Origin of the sequence: Streptomyces sp. NPDC048142 (assembly GCF_043202835.1) — a bacterium.
GTDB lineage: Bacteria > Actinomycetota > Actinomycetes > Streptomycetales > Streptomycetaceae > Streptomyces.
Genome location: NZ_JBIDBC010000004.1, coordinates 380,006 through 401,866 on the forward strand (window position 1 = coordinate 380,006; position 21,861 = coordinate 401,866).

Genomic DNA, 21,861 nt, shown 5'->3' on the forward strand with positions numbered 1-21,861 from the left:
CGCGTGCTCTTCGGCCACGGCGAGCCCGACCGTCATGGGCGGCGGTTGTCGGCGCACCCGGGAGCACACGATGCCCGGGACCGCGCACCCCGCCGGACCGCGCGTCGGCGTGCGGTTCCGGCCCACGGGGTGCGCCGCCCCCGGTGCCCGGCGGGCCCGGCCCGGGTCACCGCGGTTGTGCCGGTCCCGGGCAGGGCGGATTCTGAGGGTAATGAACCGGGTCGGTGTCGCACCGTGAGCGCGGCGAATACGGCGGAGAGCGCCGATTTCCGTGGCCCCCTGGACATCACCAGGGCGGCCACGATGGTTCTGGACGCCGAGAACACCGTCATCGGCTGGAGTCCCGCGGCCGCCGAGCTCCTCGGTTACCGCCCCTCCGACATCCTGGGGCGGCCCCTGAGCACGTTCCTTTCGTTGCACCCGGTCGGCGGAGTTCCCCTGTCCGAACCATCCGAACCATCCGAACCATCCGAACCGCCCGAATCACCCGAGCCATTCGTACCGCCCGAGTCATTCGTACCACCCGGAGCACCCGGTCCCGGCCTCGGGCCGCCGTCCCTCCTCGGCAACGAGATCCACGTGGCACGCGCCCGCGACGGCCGTGAGCTGCTGGTGGCGACGGCGATGTGCCCGCTGCCGGGCGGGGCCGGGGGCGGCGCTCCGGACCGGATCCTGGTGGCCGCCGAGGTGGGGGCGCTGCGGCACTGGGAGTCGCGGCTCGCCCTGCTCCAGGGGCTGGCCACCCAGTCGCCCGTCGGTCTGGCCATCTACGACACCGACCTGCGGCTGACCTGGAGCAACACCGCCTTCGAACGGGAGATCGGGCAGCCGCTGGCCACGTTCCGGGGCAAGCGGGCCGACGAGCTGTACTCCGGGGGCTCCTTCGTGACCCCCGGCTATCCGCAGACGCTCGACGGCGTCATGCACCACGTGCTCGACACCGGCGAACCGATTCTCGACCTGCACTTCCGGGGACAGCCGCCCAGCGATCCGGGGAGGGACCATCTGTGGTCCTGCGCCTACTACCGGCTGGAGGATGCCCACGGGCATGTGTTCGGCGTGTGCGAGGACGCCTTCGACATCACGGACCGCTACCGGGTCCAGGAACGGCTGACCCTCCTCGTCGAGGCCGGCCGCAGGATCGGCACGGTCCTGGACGTGGCCACCACCGCCGAGGAGATCGCCGAGGTGGCCGTACCGGGCTTCGCCGCCACCGTCCGGGTCGATGTCACCCGGGCGGCGGTGACCGGAGAGACGGCGGCGGTGGGCAGTCCGGCGGACATGTCCCTGCTGCGGATCGCGGAACGGTCGGAGCCGGGATCCGATGCGCCGGACCCCGGCCTCCTGGAGACGAGCCCGCCGGGCACGGGCCTTCGGGGCGCGGGCCTCCCGGGCGTCGGCCTCGCCGGTACGGGCCCCGCGAGTACGGGCCCTGCCGACGCGGGCCCTGCGGGTACGGGCCCCGCCGACGCGGGCCTCCCGGGTACGGGCCCCGCCGGTACAGACCCCGCCGGTACGGCCCCCGCCGACGCGGCGCGGCGCTCCGAGGGCCCCGGCGGGCCCCGGCAGCCGTATCCGCCGGTCGGCTATCCGCCCGGTTCGCCGCAGCACCGCAGCCTGTCCTCCGGCGGGCTCGTGCTCGACGAGGGCACCCTCGTCATCCCGCTGCGGGCCGGGGGCGGCATCCTGGGGCTCGTCACCTTCGACCGGGGCGTGCGCCCCGGCGCATCGGGCGGGCCGCTCGCCCCCGACCGGGCGACCACCTTCGACAACGGCGAGGTCGCCCTGGCCGACGAGCTGGCGGCCCGTACCGCCGTCTGCATCGACAACGCGCGCCGCTACACCCGCGAGCGGACCGCTTCCCTCGCCCTCCAGCGGCAGTTGCTGCCCCATCACCTGCCGCCGCAGTCCGCGGTCGAGACCGCCTACCGCTATCTGCCGGCGGACGATGTGACCGGCGTCGGCGGTGACTGGTTCGACGTGATCCCGCTGTCCGGGACCCGGGTCGGTCTCGTGGTGGGGGACGTGGTCGGGCACGGGCTCCAGGCGGCCGCCACCATGGGACGGCTCCGCACCTCCGTACGGGCCTTCGCGCAGCTCGACATGGCCCCCGACGAGCTGCTGACCCGGCTGGACGACCTGGTGGGACAGCCCGCGGAGGAGCGGTCGGACACGTCCGGCCGGGCGGTGGAGACGTACGACGTGACCACCGGGGCGACCTGTCTGTACGCCGTCTACGACCCGGTCTCCCGGCGCTGCGTCATGGCCCGTGCCGGGCATCTGCCCCCGGCGATCGTCGACCCCGGGGGCCGGGTGTCGTTCCCGGACCTGCCCGCAGGGCCGCCGCTGGGTCTGGGCGGTCTGCCGTTCGAGTCGATGGAGATCGACCTGCCGGTGGGCAGCCTGCTGGCGCTGTTCACCGACGGCCTGGTCGAGGCCCGGGACCATGACATCGGCCAGGGGCTCGACGCGCTGGGCCGGGTGCTCGGCGACCGTTCCGCGTCGCTGGAGGAGCTGTGCGACCGGGCGGTGTCCGAGCTGGTGCCGGGCGGCACCAGCGCCGACGACACGGCCCTGCTCCTGGTCCGTACCCGCGAGCTGGACGCGGAACGGGTGGCCGACTGGGAGCTGACCGCCGAACCGGTGTCGGTGGGCCGCGCCCGCGAGCTGGTCACCGGGCAACTGGCGGCCTGGGGACTGGAAGAGCTGTCGTTCGCGACCGAGCTGGTCGTCAGCGAGCTGGTCACCAACGCGGTCCGGTACGCGGGCGGGCCGCTGGGGCTGCGCCTCATCCGGGACCGCACCCTGGTGTGCGAGGTCGCGGACACCGGCCACACCTCTCCGCACCTGCGGCACAGCGCGGAGGACGACGAGGGCGGGCGCGGTCTGTTCATCGTCGCGCAGCTCGTCCAGCGGTGGGGCACGCGGTACACCCCGACCGGGAAGACCATCTGGACCGAACAGGCCCTCCCGCCGGCCGGAGCCGACTGACCCATTCGCCTGGGGCCACCACTTGTTGACAACCCAACAGATATTTACTTAGGTATGCCTTACCTAAGTCGACTGGGTGTCCGTGGTTCTGGTTACCGATGCCGAGAAAGGTGCTCATCTCATGAGTGCTGTTCCCTCCAGCCGTACCGTCGCCCGTACGGGCCTCGCCGCGTTCGCCGCCGCCGCACTGGCCGTGACCTTCGCCTCTCCCGCCGCCGCCGCGACCGGCACCCGTACGGTCACCGACGGGGGCACCACCTACAACCTGTCGCTCTCCGCCCCCGACACCGCGGCCGCCGGCGGCGCGAACATCACCGTCACCGGCAGCGGCTACAACACCTCCCAGGGCGTCTACGTGAGCCTGTGCGTGGTGGACGGGGCCCAGGGCGCCAACAAGCCCTCGCCGTGCCTCGGCGGCCAGGACGAGTCCGGCACCACCGGCGCCTCGCACTGGGTGTCCGGCCTGGGCGGCTTCCTCCCCAACACCTCGCCCTTCGGCGCGGGCGGCACCTTCAGCGTCCAGATACACGTCAAGGCCGACCTCGGCGGCGGCAACGTCTGCGGCGACACCGTCGAGTGCGCCATCGTGACCCGCGCCGACCACACCGCCACCAACGACCGCAAGTACGACGTACACGCTCCCATCAACTTCGTGTAACACCGGTCGGCTTCACGTAGCGACGGTCGGCTTCACGCAGCACGGACCGACTTCGCGCAGTACCCCAGCCATTCGCCCGGTCCCGGCAGCTCGCGCCGGGGCCAGGCTCCCACGCGTCGTGACGAGGAATGACATGACATCCACTCCGGGCACCGCTCCCGGCATCCCGCCGGGCGGCCGCGGCACGCTGAGACGCCGGGCGGGTACGGCCGCCGTCGCGGCCCTGCTGCTCGCGGCGATCCCCACGGGCGCGGCGGTCAGCGCCGACGCCGGCGCCCCGAAGACCGCCACCGGTCCACAGGGGCAGAAGCTCACCGTCTCGGCCACCACCGGACTCGACCCGGCCGGGGAGAAGGTCCGCGTCACCGGCGAGGGCTACGGCCGGACCTCCGGCATCTATGTCGCCCTGTGCAAGGACAACGGCGACAACCGGGTGCCCTCCCCCTGCCTCGGCGGCGCGGACATGAGCGGCGGGTCGAAGACCTCGCAGTGGATCGTGCCTCCGGGCGACCCGTACGAGGGCGAACTCGCCCGCGCCTTCGGGCCCGGCGGAACCTTCGACGTGGAGATCGAGATCCGGGCGAAGGGCGACGGCCTCGACTGCGCCGAGGTGCCCTGCGCCCTCGTGACCCGGGCCGACCACCGCTCCAGCGGCGACCGTACGCAGGACGTCCGCATACCCGTCGCCTTCGCGGGCCAGGAGCCCGGCGAACCGGGCGGCGAAGGCGTCGACGTGCCCGCGGGGACCGTCTCCTACCGGGCCGCCGCCGACTTCACCTCGGCCGGCAAGCCGCTGGACCTGCTGCTGCACCCCGACTCGAAGAAGCTGTACGTCGGTGCGGACAACCTCCCCGACACGGCCGACGTCGACGAGCGCGGGCTCCATGTGCTGAACCCCGAGGACGGGACGTCCCAGAGCTGGATCAGCCAGGCTCCCGGGCCCACCGGCGTGCTGCGCGCCTCGACGGCCGCCCGTATCTCGGGGCCGCTGCCGGGCGACGGCGTCGTCTACAGCTACCCGTTGCGGGGCGTCGGCAGCGCCGAGGCGGGTGACGAGTCGGCCTCGGGCGTCTGGCTCACCGGGTCCACCATCACCGACATCGCCCCCGGTACGACTCCCGGGACCGTGCTGGTCGCCCAGGGCGCGAAGCTGTCCGAGGTCGAGCGGGCGACCGGCACGGCCACCCGGAGTCTCACCCTGCCGGGCGGCACGCGGTTCGCGGCCGATCCCGAGCGGGGGGCGCTCTGGTAAAGCGACTTCGCGGCCGGAAAGCTGCACCGGGTCGACCTCGCTTCGTTCGCCGTCACCGGCTCCTTCGACCTGCCCGGTGCGCAGGGCATGGCCGGATTCACCGAGACGGACCCGGCCACTGGTGCGGTGTGGGTCGGGGTCGACCGGTCCGTGCTGGTCTTCGACGCCGCGGGCACGCTGGTCAGGACGCTCGTCGGCAAGGACCTGGCCCGCGACGCCGCCTTCGACACGCAGAGCGGCCGGGTCTTCGTCGCCTGGCAGGACGGCGGGGACCTCTCCGACCCGGCGAACGACAACAACGGCACGCTGACCGTGTACGACAGCCAGGACTTCGCCGTGGCCGCGAAGGAGCAGTCGCTGCCCGGCAACCACTCCCAGTCCGGCGCGGCCTCGCTCGCCGTCGAACCGGGCGGCGCCACGGTCTTCGTGACCAGCCCCGCCGAGGGAAAGATCACCGAACTGGTCCGGCAGGTCTCGCCCCTGGTGACCCACGCGCCCGCCGACCTCACGGCCGAGGACGGCGAGGAAGTCGCCCTCACCGCACAGGCGGAGGGCTCCCCGGAGCCCACGGTCCGCTGGCAGGTCAGCACCGACGGCTCGCAGACCTGGAAGGACGTCGAGGGCGCCACCGGGCCGGCCCTCACGTTCACCGCGCGGACGGCGCAGGACGGCTACCGCTATCGCGCCGAGTTCCGCAACGACGTCGGCGCCACCCGTACCACCGCCGTGACGCTCACCGTCACCCCGGCCACGGACGGCAGGGAGACGGGGGGCGAGACCGCCGGCGACAGCGGCGGCACCGGCGAGGCATCGAACGGCGGCAGCAGCACGGGACGTGACGGTTCGTCAGGCGGCAGCGGCGGTACGCAGACGGGCGGCGGCTCCACCACCGGCGGCTCCGGCTCCAGCGGTACGGCCGGAGGCTCCGACTCCGGCGGCTCCGGCGGCTCCGGCTCCGGCTCCGGCTCCGGCTCCACGGTCGGTGGTGGCGTCGGGGGGGGGCAGCGACGCCACCCCCACGTCCAGCGGCGGCAGCCTGGCCGCCACCGGAATCACTGTGACGTCGGTAACGCTCGCAGCAGCGGCGCTCGTTGGCACCGGACTGCTCATCCACCGGCGCACCAGGAGGCGCACAGGGGGCGCGTTCTGACCCCGTAACGGCCCGTGCCGCCCCCTCGGAGCAGGGCGGGAACGCGCGAACCCCCTGGCCGGCACGCCGCCCGCCAGGGGGTTCGTACGCTCCCGGCACGGCACACCGGAGCCGGAGCCTCCGCGGGCCGCCCGCGGCCGCCGCCCGGCACAAACGCTTACCGGCCTGCCACTCCATCAACATCCGCACCCGCCACGTGACATCGGAAGGTTCCAGCCATGCAAAAGTGCCTGGAGCAAGCCGTCTGAACTTCACGAGAACTCCAGCGAAATGGCACGTGTGTGGATATCGTGCACCGGGCGAGGGCGCATCCGTCAGTCCATAGGATCGGCGGATGCGTCCCGTTTATGGGGGTGCGACTGTGACTGGGGGGTTCATGGGGCATGTGGAAATACCGGAAACCGACCTGTCCGGACCGGTGGGAGTCCGGGGCGCGCCGCGCCCCCGCACCGCCGCCTCCCGGAATCGTACGGCAGCCCTGGAGCAGCTGTGGAGGGCACCGACAGCACAGCGCGACCCGGTCGGCCGGGCTCCGGCCCGGCGGAAGCCGGCGCCCGGCCCGGCTCTCGCCGCGCTGACCGACCTGCTGGGTCTGGCCGGTCCGGCCTGGCTGCTGCTGCGCGCGGGCGACCAGCCCCGTCCGATGGCGGCCGCCGCGGTGGCGGGGCTGGTGTGGGCCGGGCTGCGCGGCGCCCGGGGGCGGTACACGGACCGGCCGGGGACCGAGCCGGGCGGCGCGCTCGGCGCGGTCGGGGACTGGCTCGCGCTCATCGGTCTGCTGGCCGTGCTGCACACGGCGGCGGGCAGCCCGGTGGACCCGGCCACGGCCGTCGTGGGCGTCGCACCCGGGCTGCTCGTCGCCACCGCGGTGGCGGGGCTGCGCCGGTGGCCGCGCTCCGCACGGCGGGGCGACCGGGCCCGCAGGGTGTTGCTGATCGGCGAGGCGGCGGGCGTGGACCGGGCTGCCGAGCTGCTCAACTCCCGTACGGACCACGACTACCGGCTGGTCGCCGCCATACCGGTGGGCGGGGCCCGGCTGGAGCTGGACGGTGTGCACGTGCCGGGGCGCCTCCCGGCCCGCCCGGCCGACGACGACGTGAGCACGGTGCTCGGCGGGGTCTACACCCACGCGGCGGACCTGGTGCTGGTGGCTCCCGGGCCCCAGCTGACCGGCGACCGGCTGCGGCAGCTCGGCTGGGGGCTGCACGACGGGGGCGTCGCCCTGTCCGTGCTCTCGGAGCTGTCCGGGGTGGCGGCCGAGCGGGTGCGTCCCGTCACCGCGGCCGGGCTCACCCTGCTGCACATAGCCCCGCCCCTGCGCGGGGGCCCGCAGGCGGTGCTGAAGAGCGTGCTGGACCGTACGGGCGCACTGTTCGGACTGCTGGCGCTGGCGCCGCTGCTCCTGGCGGTGGCGCTGAGCGTCCGGCTGTCCTCGCGGGGTCCGGTCTTCCACCGGCAGGTCCGGCAGGGGCAGCACAACCAGCCGTTCACCATGTGGAAGTTCCGCACGATGGTGGCGGACGCGGAGGCGATCAAGGCGCGGCTCGCCGCGGCCAACGAGGTCGACGGCCCGCTGTTCAAGATGCGCAGCGACCCTCGGGTGACACCGGTCGGGCGGGTGCTGCGGCGCACGTCCATCGACGAACTCCCGCAGCTGGTCAATGTGTTGCTCGGGCACATGTCGCTGGTGGGTCCGCGGCCACCCCTGCCGGAGGAGGCCTCACGCTACGACGAGCGGGAGCACCGCCGGCTCGCCGTGAAGCCGGGGCTCACGGGCCTGTGGCAGGTGAGCGGCCGCTCCGACCTGACCTGGCAGGAGACCGTGTCGCTCGACCTCTGGTACGTCGACAACTGGTCGGTGGCCGCCGACATGGGACTCCTCGCCCGCACCGTGCGCGCCGTCACCGACGGCCGCGGGGCCTACTGAGGACGGCGGGCGTGCGGATGCGAGGAGCACCACCGGTGCGCCGCCGCGGGATGCCTCCCGGCGGCGGCGACCCGTCACTGTCCGGGCGCGAGCCGGCCGAGCCACCAGGCGTAGGTGCGGGCGATGCCGTCCCGCAGCGGGATCCGCGGCTCGAAGCCGAGGGCGGAGAGGCGGGTCACGTCGAGCAGCTTGCGCGGCGTCCCGTCGGGCTTCGATGTGTCCCAGCCGATCTTCCCCGGATAGCCCGTCACCTCCCGTACGGTCTCGGCGAGTTCACGGATGGTGAGGTCCTCGCCGCAGCCGATGTTGACGGGTGCGTCGTCGTCGTAGGTTTCCAGCAGCCGTACGCAGGCGGCGGCGAGATCGTCGACATGGAGGAACTCGCGGCGCGGGGAGCCGGATCCCCAGAGGGTCACCTCGGGGGCGCCGTCCCGCCGTGCCTCGTGGAAGCGGCGGATCAGCGCGGGCAGGACGTGCGAGGTCTCCAGGTCGAAGTTGTCGCCGGGCCCGTAGAGATTGGTGGGCATGGCGCTGATGTAGGAGGCGCCGTGCTGTCGCCGGTAGGACTGGATCTGGACGATTCCGGCGATCTTGGCCAGCGCGTACGCCTCGTTGGTCGGCTCCAGTTCACCGGTGAGCAGCGACTCCTCGCGGATCGGCTGAGGCGCGAGCCGGGGGTAGATGCACGACGAGCCGAGGAAGAGCAGCCGCTCGGTACCGGCCGCGTGCGCGCCGGCGATCACGCTGAGCTGGATGCGGAGGTTGTCCTCCAGGAACTGCACCGGGTAGGTGCTGTTGGCCATGATCCCGCCGACCTTGGCGGCGGCCAGCACCACGACGTCCGGGCGGATCTCCTTGAGATACGCCCCGGTCCGCGCGGCGTCGCGCAGATCGAGGAGGTCGCGGCCGCGGGTGAGCACCTCGTGGCCGTCGTCGGCGAGGCGGCGGGCCACCGCCGAGCCGACCAGGCCGCGGTGTCCCGCGACGAATACGCGGGAGCCGGGTCGCAGTAGGGAACGGGTGGATTCCTGGGACGGGGCGGGGAGTTCGGTCGTCATGGCTCGGATTGTGCCAGCAGCAAGGGACCGCGGTGACACTTTGCCGCAGAACACTTCAATTCCGATATGTCGGTGAACATCGCCGCCGAGGCGATCAGCAGAGAAGGGGAAAACGTGGCGAAGACCGCGCTCATCACCGGAGTGACCGGCCAGGACGGTTCGTATCTGGCCGAGCTGTTGCTCGACAAGGGGTACAAGGTGCATGGGCTCATACGCCGTTCCTCAAGCTTCAACACCGAGCGGATCGACCACATCTACCAGGGCCCCGAGGAGCCGGAGCGCTCCTTCGTCCTGCACCACGCGGACCTGTCCGACGGTGTGGCGCTGGTGAACCTGCTGCGCGACATCCAGCCCGACGAGGTCTACAACCTGGGCGCGCAGTCGCATGTCCGGGTGTCCTTCGACGCCCCGCTGTACACCGGTGATGTCACCGGGCTCGGCACCATCCGGCTTCTGGAGGCGGTCCGGGCCAGTGGCATCGAGACCCGGATCTACCAGGCATCGTCCTCCGAGATGTTCGGCGCCAGCCCGCCCCCGCAGAACGAGCAGACCCCGTTCCACCCGCGCAGCCCGTACAGCGTGGCGAAGGTCTACTCCTACTGGGCCACGGTCAACTACCGTGAGGCATATGGGATGTTCGCGGTGAACGGGATCCTGTTCAACCACGAGTCGCCGCGCCGGGGCGAGACCTTCGTGACCCGGAAGATCACCCGGGGCGTCGCCCGGATCAAGGCCGGGCTCCAGGACCGGCTGCACCTGGGCAATCTGGACGCGGTCCGGGACTGGGGGTATGCGCCGGAGTACGTGGACGCGATGTGGCGGATGCTCCAGTGCGACACCCCCGACGACTATGTGGTCGCCACTGGCGAGGGCGTCAGCGTCCGGCAGTTCCTGGAGTTCGCCTTCGAGCACGCGGGCCTCGACTGGCGCGAGCACGTTCGCTACGACGCGAAGTACGAACGCCCCAGCGAGGTCGACGCGTTGATCGGCGACGCGTCCAAGGCCGAGAAGCTGCTGGGCTGGAAGCCCGAGGTGAGGTCGCGGGAGCTGGCCCGCATCATGGTCGACGCCGACATCCGCCGGCTGGACGACCAGCTGAGCGGGGCCGCCGTTCGGGTGGACAGATGAGCGGGCCGGGCCGTCGCGGGCGGACCGCGACCGTAACGGCCCTCGCACCGGCCGCCGGGGTGCCCGCCCCGGTGGCCGCCGCACCCCCGGCGGCCCCGCTCACCGGGCCCGTCGGCTTGACCGCCGCCCGGCCGGCCGGCCGGGGCACGACGGCCCGGCCGAGCCGTCCGCGCTTCGCCCTGCCCGCCGTACCGGCCGGGCGGTTCCTCGAAGCGGCCCGCCTCCGGTTCCGTACGTCGTCGCAAGAGCCGACGGGCTCCACCGACCGCCACGACGGGGCGCCGGACACCGGCGCCCGGACCGGGTCGACGGTCACCCACGACTCCCGGCCGGCGCTCGCCGCGTCCGTGCTCGGGACGAACACCGGCGCGACCGCCGTCTCCACCGGCCACTCGGTGGAGCTCTCCGCGCCGGCACCGGGCGGGGCCCTCGGCTCCGCCTACTCACTCGCCCCGACCGGCAGCGGGACGGACAGTCCCCGCCTCCGGTCGGGCGAGGCAGGATCCGCGGCCTACCGGCCGCAGCTCGTTCTCACCTTCGGAGCTGAATGATGAACGGAAGTACGGGGCAGAGAACCGGAGGGCACCGCCGTGTGCGGGCCGTCCTGGCCGCTCTCGGCCTGCTGGCCGGAGCCCTGACCGCGACCGCTGCCGGGGCCTCCCCGGCAGCGGCGCTGACACCACCGGTCGCCATCACCGCGGACGACCTCACCACCTGGCAGACCAACGGCATCGTCTGGTCGATGACCGCCGGCGACGGCGTCGTCTACGCGGGCGGCACCTTCTCCACCCTGCGGCCCCCCACCGCCGCACCCGGAACGGACGAACAGCCCGCGGTGAACTTCGCCGCGTTCGACGCGGCGACCGGGGCGCCCACCGACTGCTCGCTGTCCTTCACCATCTCCTCGGGCACCGCGACCGTACGCGCCCTGGCGCTGTCCCCGGACGGCGAGACCCTCTACGCGGGCGGGCAGTTCGGCGCGGTCAACGGGGTCGGGGTGAGCAATGTCGCGGCGATCGACACCGCGACCTGCACCCCCCGCGACGACTTCAAGATCTCCGTGACGGCCACCGTGCGGGCGCTGGCCGCCACCGCCGACACCGTCTATCTGGGCGGCGACTTCAACAGCGTCGGCGGGCAGACCAGGAACAAGTTCGCCGCCGTCACGACCGGAGCCTCGCTGCTGCCCTTCACGGCCAACGCCGACGAGGTCGCACGGGCCGTCGAGGTGACCCCGGACGGACAGCACGTGCTGCTGGGCGGGGACTTCTTCCGGATCAACGGCACGAGCACCCACGCGCTGGCCGTGGTCGACGCCACCACCGGCCAACTCACCACGTCCTATCCCGGGTTCATCCACAACAACTCCACGGTCCAGGACATCACCACCGACGCCACCGGCTTCTACACCGCCAACGAGGGCAGCGGCGGCGGGGTCTTCGACGGACGCATCGCGCTGGACCTCGACGACTTCCAGCAGCGCTGGCGGGACACCTGCCTCGGCGCGACCCAGTCCGTGCTGGTGCACTCCGGGGTGCTGTACAGCGGCAGCCACGCCCACGACTGCTCCAGCATGGGGGCGTTCCCGGACCAGCCGCGCAAGCATCTGCTGGCCCAGTCGGTCGACGACCCCGAGCTGCTGCCCTGGTTCCCGGACACCAACGACGGGATCGGGGAGCCGGTCGGGCCGCGGGTGATGACCCAGACGAGCAGCGGCGGCCGCCACTACCTGTGGGTGGGCGGCGAGTTCACCACCGTCAACAGAAAGCCGCAGCAGGGCCTGACCCGGTTCGCGGACGGTCCGGACACGGGCACGCCCTGGGTGCCCAACGTCACTCTGTCCACACTGACTCCCGGGCAGATCGACGTGAACTGGCAGACCAGCTTCGACACCGATGACGGTGAGCTGACCTACCGGATCTACAAGGACGGCTCGAACACCCCGATCCACACGACGACCGGCTACTCGGTCTTCTGGGACCGGCCGCAGCTGACCTGGACGGACGACGACGTCGCCCCGGGCGAGACCCACTCGTACCGGATCACCGCGAGCGACGGCGTCAACACCAGCGCCAAGTCCCCGGCGCAGTCGGCGACCGTGGCGAGCACGACGGAAGCGTATGCGGAGCGGGTCAGGGCCGACGGAGCCAGCCTCTACTGGCGCTACGACGAGGGCACGTCGACGTTCGCGCACGACAGCAGCGGCAACCTCAACAACGGCTTCCTGCGCAACGCCCCCGCCTACCGGCAGACCCCGGCGGCGGTCGCCGGGCCTTCGACGGCGATCGGCTTCAACGGCTCCAACGAGTACGCGTACAGCAACCGGAAGCACGACCAGCCGACCCGGTTCACGATCGAGACATGGATCAAGACCACCACCAGCCGGGGCGGGAAGATCATCGGCTTCGGGAACCGGACCCAGCAGAACAGCACCCGCCACGACAAGCACATCTACATGCGCAACGACGGGCGGCTCACGTTCGGCGTGTACAGCGGCTCCGCCAGGACGGTCGTCACCTGGGGGTCCTACAACGACGGCCAGTGGCACCACGTCGTCGCCACCCAGGGCGCCGGCGGCATGGCGCTGTACGTCGACGGGCAACGGCAGGCGTCGAACTGGCTGTACACGAGTAACGAGAACTACCCCGGCTACTGGCGGATCGGCGGGGACAACCTGGCGAACTGGCCCGGCCGGCCCTCCAGCTACTTCTTCGCCGGGCAGATCGACGAGACCGCCGTCTATCCGACCGCGCTGAGTGCTTCCCAGATCAGCGCGCACTACGCCCTGAGGAACGGCTGATGAGGAACCCGTTCCTGGCCGGCGCCGCCGTCATCGTGACGGCGGCGGCGCTGGCCGCCTGCGGTTCGTCCGCGGACGGGAACGGTCCGGAGGCCGCGGGCGCCCAGCGCTCCGCGGCCTCCGGGCCCGCCGTCCCCGGTGCTTCCGCCGACCCGTCCACCACCACGCCTTCCGCCGAGCAGCCGAAGAAGCCGGCGGAGCCGGAGGAGGTCATGCCCGCCGGTCCGTCCGCTCCCGGCGGCACGGCGGCGGGCCCGAAGACACCGTCCGACGAGATCACCCCGGCCACCGGGACGTTCACGAAGAAGCAGAAGGAGTATCTGGAGGACCGGGTGCCCAGGGGCATGGACCCGGCCGCCGTGCTCCAGACCGGCCAGGAGACCTGCGACAAGCTCCGCTATCTGGTCAAGGCCGACCGGGACACCGCCGTCGGCGCCATCGCGACGGACGAGATCCCGGACGCGGCCGCCGCGGTCGCCGGGCTCTGCCCCCAGCACCAGGACCTGGTGGACGAGGCCGCGTACGCCTATCCGGACGGCGCCCACACCGGAAAGAAGCTCCGGCCGGGCGTCTACCGCTCCGCCTCCCCCACCACGGACTGCTCCTGGCAGATCACCGGGGCCGGGGAGAAGGAACTGTCCTCGGGGCGGTCCGGCACCGGCACGTCCCGGAAGATCACGATCCCGAAGTCCGCCCGCGTGTTCACCTCCACAGGCTGCTACGCCTGGCTGCCCGAAGGAGCCAACGGATGACCGCAGGAAAGCCACTTCCCATAGCGGTGGCGATCCCCACCAAGAACGAGGGTCTGAACATCGCGGAGGCGGTGAAGTCGGTCCTCGGCCACTTCGAGGCGGTCGTGGTGGTGGACTCCCACAGCACCGATGACACGGTCAAGATCGCCGAGGAGTGCGGGGCGGAGGTGGTCACGTACACCTGGGACGGGGGCCACCCGCGCAAGAAGCAGTGGTGCCTGGAGAACGTCCGCACCGATCTGGACTGGATCCTGCTCCTCGACGGCGACGAGCGGCTGAGCCCCGGGCTGCTGGCCGAGCTGCGGGAGACCTTCCGGGACCCGGCGGCCCCGAAGCCGGCCGCGTACGACATACCGCTCGGCTACTGGTTCTCGGGGAAGCGGCTGCGGCACGGATACACCATCCGCAAGAGGTCGTTGACCGACCGGACCCGCTCCCACTACCCGGAGGTCGGGGACCTGGACGCCCCGGGCATCGGTGAGGTGGAGGGGCACTACCAGCCGGTCGCCGCGACGGTGGGGACGCTCACCCACCCCATCGAGCACCAGGACCTCGACCCGGTCACCGCCTGGTTCGAGCGGCACAACCGCTACTCGGACTGGGAGGCGTGGCTGGAACAGCACCCCGAGGTCAAGGAGCAGGTGCGCCAGGTCAAGTCGCGCCAGGGGCAGTTGTTCCACAAGGCGCCGTTCAAGCCGGTGGTGTCCTTCGCCTATATGTACCTCTACCGGCGGGGCTTCCTGGACGGCCGGGCGGGCTTCGACTTCGCTCTGGCGATGAGCTTCTACCGCTGGCAGATCGCCCTCAAGTCGCGGGAGAAGCCTCTGCGTTGACGGGCCGGTCGCTCACCCTCACCTCCGGCGGGCCACGTCCTCGTAGGTCCGCCGGAGGGTGGTGGTGACGACCTCGATGGTGAAGCGGTCGTTCACCAGCTCCCAGGCGGCCTTGCCCGCCTGCTCGGCGGCCTCCGGCTCCAGCAGCTCCAGGATCGCGTCGGCGACCTTGCGTGCGTTGGCCGCGTCCTCGCCGGCCCGGCTGTCGATCACCCGGCCCGCCCCCGCCTCGGCGACGTCGGGCCCGAGGCCGCAGGTGCGGGTGATGACGACCGGAGTGCCGACCGACATCGCTTCCAGGACCGAGACCCCGAGAGGCTCCTCGATCGACGGGAGGACGTACACATCGGCCTCGCGTCCGGCGGCGAGCACCTCCTCGTGGCCCAGCGGACCCACCTGGTCGAGCGAGCCGGTCACGCCCAGCTTCCGTGCGAGTGCCAGCGTTCCGGGCAGTGCGCCGGTGTCCGGTCCGGCCAGCACGAAGCGGGCGTCCGGGTGACGGGCGAGGACGTGCGGCATCGCGGCGACGAAGTCCTCGGGACGCTTGCGTTCCTGGATCCGGGCGAGGAAGAGCACGGTGGGCGGACGGTCCGGGTCGCGGGCGGGCTTGCGCTCCTGCGGGCGCACCCCGTTGACCAGCCGTACGGTGCGGGTGAGCGGGACGGGGGCGGCGACGGCGTTCACGTCGAGGCGTTCCGTCTCGGTCAGATGCAGGACGGCGTCCGCACCGCGCAGCACCCTGCGCACCCCGAGCAGATCGGTGAGCTGGGCGGCCTTCTTCTCGGTCGGGTCGACCATGCCGTGGGTCTGGACGACCAGCGGCGTCCGGGTCGCCAGGGCGATCAGCGCGGCGGGCAGGGTCACCAGGTCCCGCATCAGATGGACGTGTACGAGGTCGGCGCCGCGCATCATGCGGCGTGCGGTGCGCAGCAGTGCGGCCGAGGTGATGCCGCTGACCTCGAACATCGGGAGCAGATGCCGGGCCTGGAAGAGATGGACCGGAACTCCCTCCACATGACCGGGCAGTCGGCCGTCCGGGAAGTCGTCGCCGAGCGCCATGATGCGGGCGTCGTCGCCGGCGGCCCGCTGGACCTTCGACAGGTTGAGCGCCACCCGGGTCGGACCACCGAACGCGTGGTCCGGGGTGTGGAGCGTGACGATGTGCAGGATTTTCACCAGGGTTCCCCTCGACCTCGGCCGGCTGTTCACAGCTTAGACCCACCGGCGATTGGGGGGTGGGAGAAGGAGCGGGGCCGGGTGCGTGCAGCTGCAAGGCGGAGGATTGAGGCAGATGGGGTCTCCCCTGCTCGAGCGAGGCCGAGAGCTTGGGGAAGGAGCCATGGTGATTGACGACAACGCGGGAGGGGGCCCCTCCCTGCTCGAGCGAAGCCGAGAGCTTGGGGGAGTGCGTGCCCAGCCCCGCGACGCCGCCCCCCAATCGCCGGTGGGTCCGAGTCATCGCGCCCCCTCAAGTGGGCTGATTCGTTAGAGTGTTCAGCGGTTCACTGATCGGGGGGCGCATGACGTCGGTGCACACGTCGGCACGTACGCCGGCCCGCACGCCGCCGCACGGGAGCTCCGCCGACGAGGCCGCGCGGCCGATCGCCTGGGCCATGCTGTCGCGGGCGCTGGCGGTGCCGCTGATCCTGGGCCTGGTCTGCTTCCTGCCCGCCCTGATCGCCGCGCAGCCCGGCACCGGGGTGCGGGACACCGCGTACTGGCTGCAACTGGTGCTGACCTGCTACGCGGGAGCCCGGCTGGCGACGATGATCCTCTCCACCCGGCGGCGGCTGCTCCAGGGCGTCTTCTGGATGTTCGTGTACATCGCGATGGGCGTGGCGCCGTTCGCCCAGGTGGTGATCGGACAGACGCCGACGCCGATGGTGGGGCCCCGCCAGGACCTGGTGACGGCCATCGCGATGATCCTGGTGGGGTGTGCGGCGTTCGACCTGGGGGCGCTGCTGGCCTCGCGGCGTCCGCTGCGGCGGCGTACGCCCTCCCCCCGGGGCACGGGCGGGCCCGCCGTGGCGCATCCGCTGCGGCTGCGGCTGCTGGTGCTGCTCGCTTTCGCGGCGAGCGGGTACTACGTGCTGAAGCTGGGCGGGCCCGCGGTGTTCTTCTCCAGCCGGCAGGAGATCAGCGAGACGGTGGCGGCCAGCGGGGTCGTCTCGACCGGGTCGAACGTGGGCTCGGCGTTCCTGAAGGGCTTCGGCACGGTTCCGGCGCTGCTGGCGCTGCTCTTCTACACCCGGCGCCTGGTGACCTCGCACCGGGCGCGGCGCACCCCGTCGACGGCCCTGGTGTGGGTGGCGCTGGCGGCGGTCAACCTGATCGTGAACAACCCGATCTCCAACGCGCGTTACTGGTTCCTGACCGTACTGGTCTCGCTGCTGTTCACCGCGTTCCCGAGCAGTGCGGCGATGTACCGCTCGGTGCTCACGATGGGCGTGGTGGGGGCGCTGGTGCTGTTCCCGTACGCGGACAGGTTCCGGTACGACGAGGAGGGGCAGCGGACCGTGCAGTCGGCCTCCGTCTTCGAGCCGCTGGCGACCAAGGACTACGACCAGACGGTGATGTTCGCCAACACGATCTCCTGGGTGGACACCCGGGGGCACACCTACGGCCGGCAGCTGGCCGGCTCCGCGCTGTTCTTCGTGCCGCGGGCGGTGTGGAGCGGCAAGCCGGAGGACACCGGGGTCCGGGTGGGGCAGTGGATGGGGATGAACATGACCAACCTCTCGGCCCCGCTGTGGACCGAGTTCTGGGTCGACCTCGGCCCGGCCGGGATGGCCGGCGGTCTCGCCCTGATCGGCTACGCGGCGGCCCGCACCGACCGCAGGTACGCTCTCGCGGTCACCCGGGCGGGTCCCGGTTCCGGCAGTGTGCTGGCCATCGTGGCCCCGCTGATCGCCGGATACACCTTCATCCTGCTGCGTGGTCCGCTGCTCCAGGCAGTGGGGAAGCTCGCCATCGCCGCTCTGTGCCTGGCGCTGATCACCACGTTCACGGAGCAGAGGGCAGGGCGTCGGCGCTGACCGGCTGCACGGGCGCAGGCCCCCGGCGGCGCAGCCGGGCCACCCTGGTCCAGGTCGCGACGGCCTTGCAGAGCGACCCCAGGAAGAGGCCCCAGGCGGCTCCGGGGACGCCCCCGATGACGTATCCGCCCGCGAGGAACGCCACGGCGGTGAGCGAGAAGACGACCTGGATGGAGAGCGTGGTGCGCGGGTCGAGCATGCGCAGGGCGAGCAGCCCGCAGGTGCCGACGGCCATCGCCGCGTACTGGCTGCCGGTCGCGGGGAGCAGGGCGGCGGCCGTGGGCCAGGTGTCGCCGAGCAGTTCGCGGCCCGCGGTGTCGGGCAGCAGGGCGAGGACGGTGGCCCAGAGCCCGGCGGTCGCCGCGAGGACGGCGGCGAGGACGGCGGTGGCCCGGACCCGGCGGCGCTCGTCGCCGATGCGGCCGAGCAGCGGGGGGCCGAAGGAGGTGGCCGAGGTGTACAGCACGTTGAGCGGCCCGAAGAGGGTCGTCGCCCCGCGCAGCGCGCCGACGAGGAGCGGATTGCCGACCGCGCCGAGGCCGAGGACGGACAGCTGGCTGGTCGCGTTGCCCACGCCGAACTCGACGGTGAAGCGCTGCCCGAGGTGGCCGCGCCGCAGCATCGGGCGCAGCCGCACCGGGGCCCCCGCGGTGGCCCGGTGGAGGAGGGCGGCGGACAGGAGCAGGGCGGGCAGGGCGGACAGGCCCCAGAGGGCGATCAGGCGGGCCGGGGACGCCCCGTGATCCTGTGCGAGGAGCACCCCGAGCACACAGGCCAGCCGCAACAGGTCGGACGTCAGGGCGAGATGGGGCATCTGGAGGGTGGAGAAGGCGTACCGAACGGCGTCCTGTCCCAGCACCACGGGGAGCACGAGGCCGAGCGTCATCAGCGCGCGGGCGGTGTCGCCGGGGACGAGGACGCAGACGGCGGCGAGCGGCGCGCCGAGCACGGCCGCGCCGAGCACGGTGAAGGTGACGGCGGACCGGCACGCCCCCCGGGTCTCCTCCCCCGCGCCGCGCTTGAGGACCAGCGGCTGCCCGGTGTACGCGCCCGAGACGCCGAGGAGCACCGTGAACACCAGGTAGACCGCGGAGAAGCGGGCGAAGTCGGTGACGGTGGAGAGCCGGGCGGCGGCCACCAGCACCAGGATGTTGGTGAGCGCCGCCACGCCCTGGTCCGCGACCGAGCAGAGGACGGCGGTGCGGGCTCTCACCGGCGGGCGGCCGGCAGGGTGAAGGAGCGCAAGCCGAGGGTTTCGGTGGGATCGCCGGTGAGCTCGGGTGCGTCCGCCTCGGCCGCCGGGGCTCCCCCGCCACCGTCACCGTCACCGTCACCGCCGTCGCCGGGGCGGCGGCGGGGGGGCTTGGTGCCGCGCTCGGCCCGGCGCAGCCGGCCCCGGCCCGGGTGGAGGAGGGCGCCGAGGACGGAGCCGCCGGAGGCGCTGATGATCTCGCGGATGCGTTCCAGGTCGCTGCGGTGCACCTCGCGCGGGTCGCAGACGATCATGACGCCCGCCACCCGGTCGACCAGGGCGACCGCGTCCGCGTAGGACAGGACGGGCGGCGCCAGGACGATGACGACGTTGCCGGGCCCGTCGGCCTCGGCGACGATGCGGCCGACGGGCGGGGAGGTCAGGGCGCGCGGGACGTTGTCGACGATCCTCCCGGGGATCAGGGCGAAGGCGCCGGAGCCGGGCACGTCCACATTGCTGCGGCCGCCGGTGGGCCAGCTGCCGTCGCCCTCCTCGGCGGCCCAGCGCGGCGGGCGCACCTCGTGGGCGGCGGAGCCCAGGTCGCGGGCGAGGCCGGGGGTGCGCAGGTCGGCCTCGACGAGCAGGACGTCGCGGCCCATCTCGGCGAAGGCGGCGGCCAGGTTGGCGGAAGCGGCGGCGGCCGCCGTGCTGTCGTCGCGCGGGGCGGTGACCAGCAGGCGGCGGCTCTCGGCGAACGACGGGTCGTAGGCGAGCCGGAAGGCGACGGCGCGGTACTCCTCGGCCAGCCGGGAGCCGCCGCGGCCGATGGCCAGGAGGCTGCCCGCGGCGGCGCGTTCCCGGGGCAGGGTGCCGAGCAGGGGTGCGCCGAGCGAGCGGACGAGCTCGCGGGGGGAGCGTACGGCGGGGTCGAAGACGAGGCGCACCCAGGAGAGCAGCAGCCCCAGCGCGAGGCCGACGACACCGCCGAGCCCGAGGAGCAGGAGCAGTCCCGCACCGGTGGGCTCGGTGGGGGCGACGGGCTTCTTGTTGAGATAGCCGGGGGTGGTGTCCAGGGCCTTCAGCTCGGATATCTTCCGGCTCAGCTCGGAGATGGAGACGATGATGTTGGCGCGGGCGCTGCTGACGTCGTCCGCCGCGCCCGCCCCGATCTGCTCCTCCAGCAGGTCGCGCTTGTCCTCCAGCGGACCGAGCTGGGCCCGGTAGCCGTCGGACATGTTCTGGATGCTTTCCTCGGTGCGCGACTTGCGGTGGGTCAGATAGGCGCCGGCGAGGGCTTCGGCGCGGGCGCGGGCCTGCTCGGGGGTGGCGCCGGTGTAGGAGAAGCGGAGGATGAGGGTGTTGGGCGGGTTGGTGACCTGGAGCCCTTCGAGGAGCTTGTGGGCGGTGACGTCGTCGCCCGCCTTGAGGAGGGTCCCGGCGGCCAGGGTGCCCACGGTGTCGCTGACGGCGGTCTGGCGCTCGGAGCCGATGTTGATGCCCTTGTCGGCGCTGGATCCGGCGGCGAACGGGTCGGAGATCGCGGAGCGCACGAGCACCTCGCCGGTGGCGCTGTAGGTGTCCTCGCCGCCGAGGGCGAGGTAGCCGCCGCCGAGCAGGCCGATGACGACGCCGGAGGCCAGCAGGGAGCGGTAGCGCAGGAGTTGGCGGAACTGGTCGCGCAGCAGCGCCGGCTCGTCCTGGTCGTCCGGGGCGCGGTGCTGTGGCGTCATCGGCGGGGGCTCCCTTGTGCGTCCGGCAGGGCTTCGGCGAGCAGGTCGTCGAAGCGGGCGAGGCCGGCCTCCCGGCTCAGATGGCGTGCGACGTAGCGCGGGCCCTCGGCCCCGAGGGCGTCGGCGGCGGCCGGGTCGGCGGCCAGCTTCCGCACCGCTTCGAGCAGGGCGGCCGGGTCCTCGGGAGCGACGAGGACTCCGGCCCCCGAGCGGCGGACCTCGTCCGCGGTGCCGCCCTCGTCGGCGACGGAGGCGATCACGGGGCGCCCGGAGGTGAAGTAGGAGGTGAGCTTGGAGGGGACGCTCATGTCGAGGACCGAGGCGCGCTGGGTGACCGCGAGGACGTCGGCGGCGGCGAGGACGTCGGTGAACTCCTCGGCGCCCGCGGGCTCCAGGAAGTCCACGTTGGGCAGCCCGTCGGCACGGGTGCGCAGGGCGTCGCGCTGGTTGCCGTCGCCCATCAGGACCACGCGGACGTCCGGTGCCGAGCGGGCGGCGTCCACCAGGACCTCGAGACCCTGCTTGAGGCCCATGTTGCCGGAGTGCAGGAGGACCGGTGTGGAATCGGGCCAGCCGAGCCGGGCCCGGGTCGCGGCCCGGTCGGCGGTGGGGGCCTGCACATGGGTCCAGTTGGGGACGAGGCGGATGCGGCCGGGGTCGACGCCCAGGGCCCGGACGCCGGGGACGAAGCTCTCGTGGATGACGCCGACGAGGGCGGCCCCGCGCAGTGCGTACCGCTCGGCCGCCGCGGCGAGCGCGGCGGCCCGGCCGCCGCCCCGGATGCCGCTCTGCGCTGCGGCCGCTCCCATCAGGTCCTGGACGACGGGGAGATGGGGGACGCGGTGGTGTCGGGCGAGGCGGGCTCCGATGACGCCGCCGGCGAGGCTGGGCATCTGGGAGATCACCGCGTCGGGCCGTCCGGGCGGCGGCGCGAACAGCCCGGTGGCGAGGACGCTCGCCTCGAACGCGGCGCGCTTGAGCGCGGTCTGACGCGGCGGCACATAGTGGCGGCGCCGGTGCACGCCGACCCCGGCGCGTATCTCCACCGTCCGCCAGGGGCCCCGGTAGCTCTCCTCCAGCCGCCAGGCGGGATAGTGCGGCATACCGGTGAGCGCCCGGACGCGGGCGCCCGACGCGGCCCAGTGCTCCGCCAGTTGGGTGGCGTACGGGCCGATGCCCGTGAGCTCCGGCGCGTAGTTGGTCGACACCACGAGAAGCCGGCGGCCTCGCAGCGAACCGGGCCTTGACGCTTCGGACATCGGACGATCGCCTTTCCCCCACGACAACCGCTGTCCCCACCGGGGAACAGCCCTTGCCGAGCTTATCCGTTCATTGCCTGCACAAGTGTTCTTCAC

General features: G+C 72.8%; 14 protein-coding genes and 1 pseudogene. 10 read left to right on the forward strand and 5 right to left on the reverse strand.

What is annotated here, in order from left to right:
- The first annotated feature begins 234 nt into the window (after nt 1-234).
- The 4 genes and pseudogenes from ACGF2Y_RS08610 (at nt 235) to ACGF2Y_RS08625 (ending at nt 7,978) form a co-directional block, all read left to right on the forward strand.
- A complete protein-coding gene (locus tag ACGF2Y_RS08610) occupies nt 235-2,991 on the forward strand; it encodes a SpoIIE family protein phosphatase (RefSeq protein ID WP_392944235.1) in 2,757 nt (918 codons plus the stop codon).
- Between the two features lie 121 nt (nt 2,992-3,112).
- Nucleotides 3,113-3,649 (forward strand): hypothetical protein, encoded by a 537-nt coding sequence (locus ACGF2Y_RS08615; RefSeq protein ID WP_392944237.1) that lies wholly within the window; start codon nt 3,113-3,115, stop codon nt 3,647-3,649.
- Nucleotides 3,650-3,782: 133 nt separating this feature from the next.
- Nucleotides 3,783-6,051 (forward strand): annotated as a pseudogene (locus tag ACGF2Y_RS08620) (hypothetical protein).
- Nucleotides 6,052-6,427: 376 nt separating this feature from the next.
- Nucleotides 6,428-7,978 (forward strand): sugar transferase, encoded by a 1,551-nt coding sequence (locus tag ACGF2Y_RS08625; protein WP_392944239.1) that lies wholly within the window; start codon nt 6,428-6,430, stop codon nt 7,976-7,978.
- 74 nt (nt 7,979-8,052) lie between these two features.
- On the opposite strand, the gene ACGF2Y_RS08630 is transcribed toward ACGF2Y_RS08625, so the two are convergent.
- A complete protein-coding gene (locus tag ACGF2Y_RS08630; RefSeq protein WP_392944241.1) occupies nt 8,053-9,036 on the reverse strand; it encodes a GDP-L-fucose synthase family protein in 984 nt (327 codons plus the stop codon).
- A 114-nt stretch (nt 9,037-9,150) separates the two neighbouring features.
- Between ACGF2Y_RS08630 and gmd the strand changes: the two genes are divergently transcribed.
- Genes gmd through ACGF2Y_RS08655 form a run of 5 tightly spaced genes read left to right on the forward strand, consistent with a single transcriptional unit; the run spans nt 9,151 to nt 14,549 of the window.
- Nucleotides 9,151-10,164, forward strand: coding sequence for a GDP-mannose 4,6-dehydratase (gmd, locus tag ACGF2Y_RS08635; protein ID WP_392944304.1), 1,014 nt, complete (start codon nt 9,151-9,153; stop codon nt 10,162-10,164).
- On the forward strand, nt 10,161-10,715 hold the full coding sequence (locus ACGF2Y_RS08640) for a hypothetical protein (protein WP_392944243.1): 555 nt from the start codon (nt 10,161-10,163) through the stop codon (nt 10,713-10,715). Before gmd ends, ACGF2Y_RS08640 begins: the two co-directional genes overlap by 4 nt.
- Nucleotides 10,712-12,964 (forward strand): LamG-like jellyroll fold domain-containing protein, encoded by a 2,253-nt coding sequence (locus ACGF2Y_RS08645; RefSeq protein ID WP_392944245.1) that lies wholly within the window; start codon nt 10,712-10,714, stop codon nt 12,962-12,964. Before ACGF2Y_RS08640 ends, ACGF2Y_RS08645 begins: the two co-directional genes overlap by 4 nt.
- Nucleotides 12,964-13,716 carry a hypothetical protein gene (locus ACGF2Y_RS08650; RefSeq protein WP_392944246.1) on the forward strand — a complete coding sequence of 251 codons (753 nt, stop codon included), beginning with the start codon at nt 12,964-12,966 and terminating at the stop codon, nt 13,714-13,716. The genes ACGF2Y_RS08645 and ACGF2Y_RS08650 overlap by 1 nt, the downstream gene beginning before the upstream one ends.
- On the forward strand, nt 13,713-14,549 hold the full coding sequence (locus ACGF2Y_RS08655) for a glycosyltransferase family 2 protein (protein ID WP_392944248.1): 837 nt from the start codon (nt 13,713-13,715) through the stop codon (nt 14,547-14,549). Before ACGF2Y_RS08650 ends, ACGF2Y_RS08655 begins: the two co-directional genes overlap by 4 nt.
- Nucleotides 14,550-14,567: 18 nt before the next feature.
- Here ACGF2Y_RS08655 and ACGF2Y_RS08660 read toward each other — a convergent pair whose 3' ends face one another.
- Nucleotides 14,568-15,725, reverse strand: a complete 1,158-nt coding sequence (locus tag ACGF2Y_RS08660) for a glycosyltransferase (protein WP_392944249.1) — start codon at nt 15,723-15,725, stop codon at nt 14,568-14,570.
- A 344-nt stretch (nt 15,726-16,069) separates the two neighbouring features.
- On the opposite strand from ACGF2Y_RS08660, the gene ACGF2Y_RS08665 reads away from it, so the two are divergent.
- Nucleotides 16,070-17,584: a hypothetical protein gene (locus tag ACGF2Y_RS08665; RefSeq protein ID WP_392944251.1), complete on the forward strand. Its 1,515-nt coding sequence runs from the start codon at nt 16,070-16,072 to the stop codon at nt 17,582-17,584.
- On the opposite strand, the gene ACGF2Y_RS08670 is transcribed toward ACGF2Y_RS08665, so the two are convergent.
- From ACGF2Y_RS08670 to ACGF2Y_RS08680, 3 genes are read right to left on the reverse strand one after another with little or no spacing between them, the layout of a single operon-like run.
- Nucleotides 17,553-18,797, reverse strand: a complete 1,245-nt coding sequence (locus ACGF2Y_RS08670) for a hypothetical protein (RefSeq protein ID WP_392944253.1) — start codon at nt 18,795-18,797, stop codon at nt 17,553-17,555. The two genes, ACGF2Y_RS08665 and ACGF2Y_RS08670, sit on opposite strands and share 32 nt — an antisense overlap.
- Nucleotides 18,794-20,506: a lipopolysaccharide biosynthesis protein gene (locus ACGF2Y_RS08675; protein WP_392944255.1), complete on the reverse strand. Its 1,713-nt coding sequence runs from the start codon at nt 20,504-20,506 to the stop codon at nt 18,794-18,796. Before ACGF2Y_RS08675 ends, ACGF2Y_RS08670 begins: the two co-directional genes overlap by 4 nt.
- Nucleotides 20,503-21,765, reverse strand: a complete 1,263-nt coding sequence (locus tag ACGF2Y_RS08680; protein WP_392944257.1) for a glycosyltransferase — start codon at nt 21,763-21,765, stop codon at nt 20,503-20,505. Before ACGF2Y_RS08680 ends, ACGF2Y_RS08675 begins: the two co-directional genes overlap by 4 nt.
- Nucleotides 21,766-21,861 lie beyond the last annotated feature (96 nt).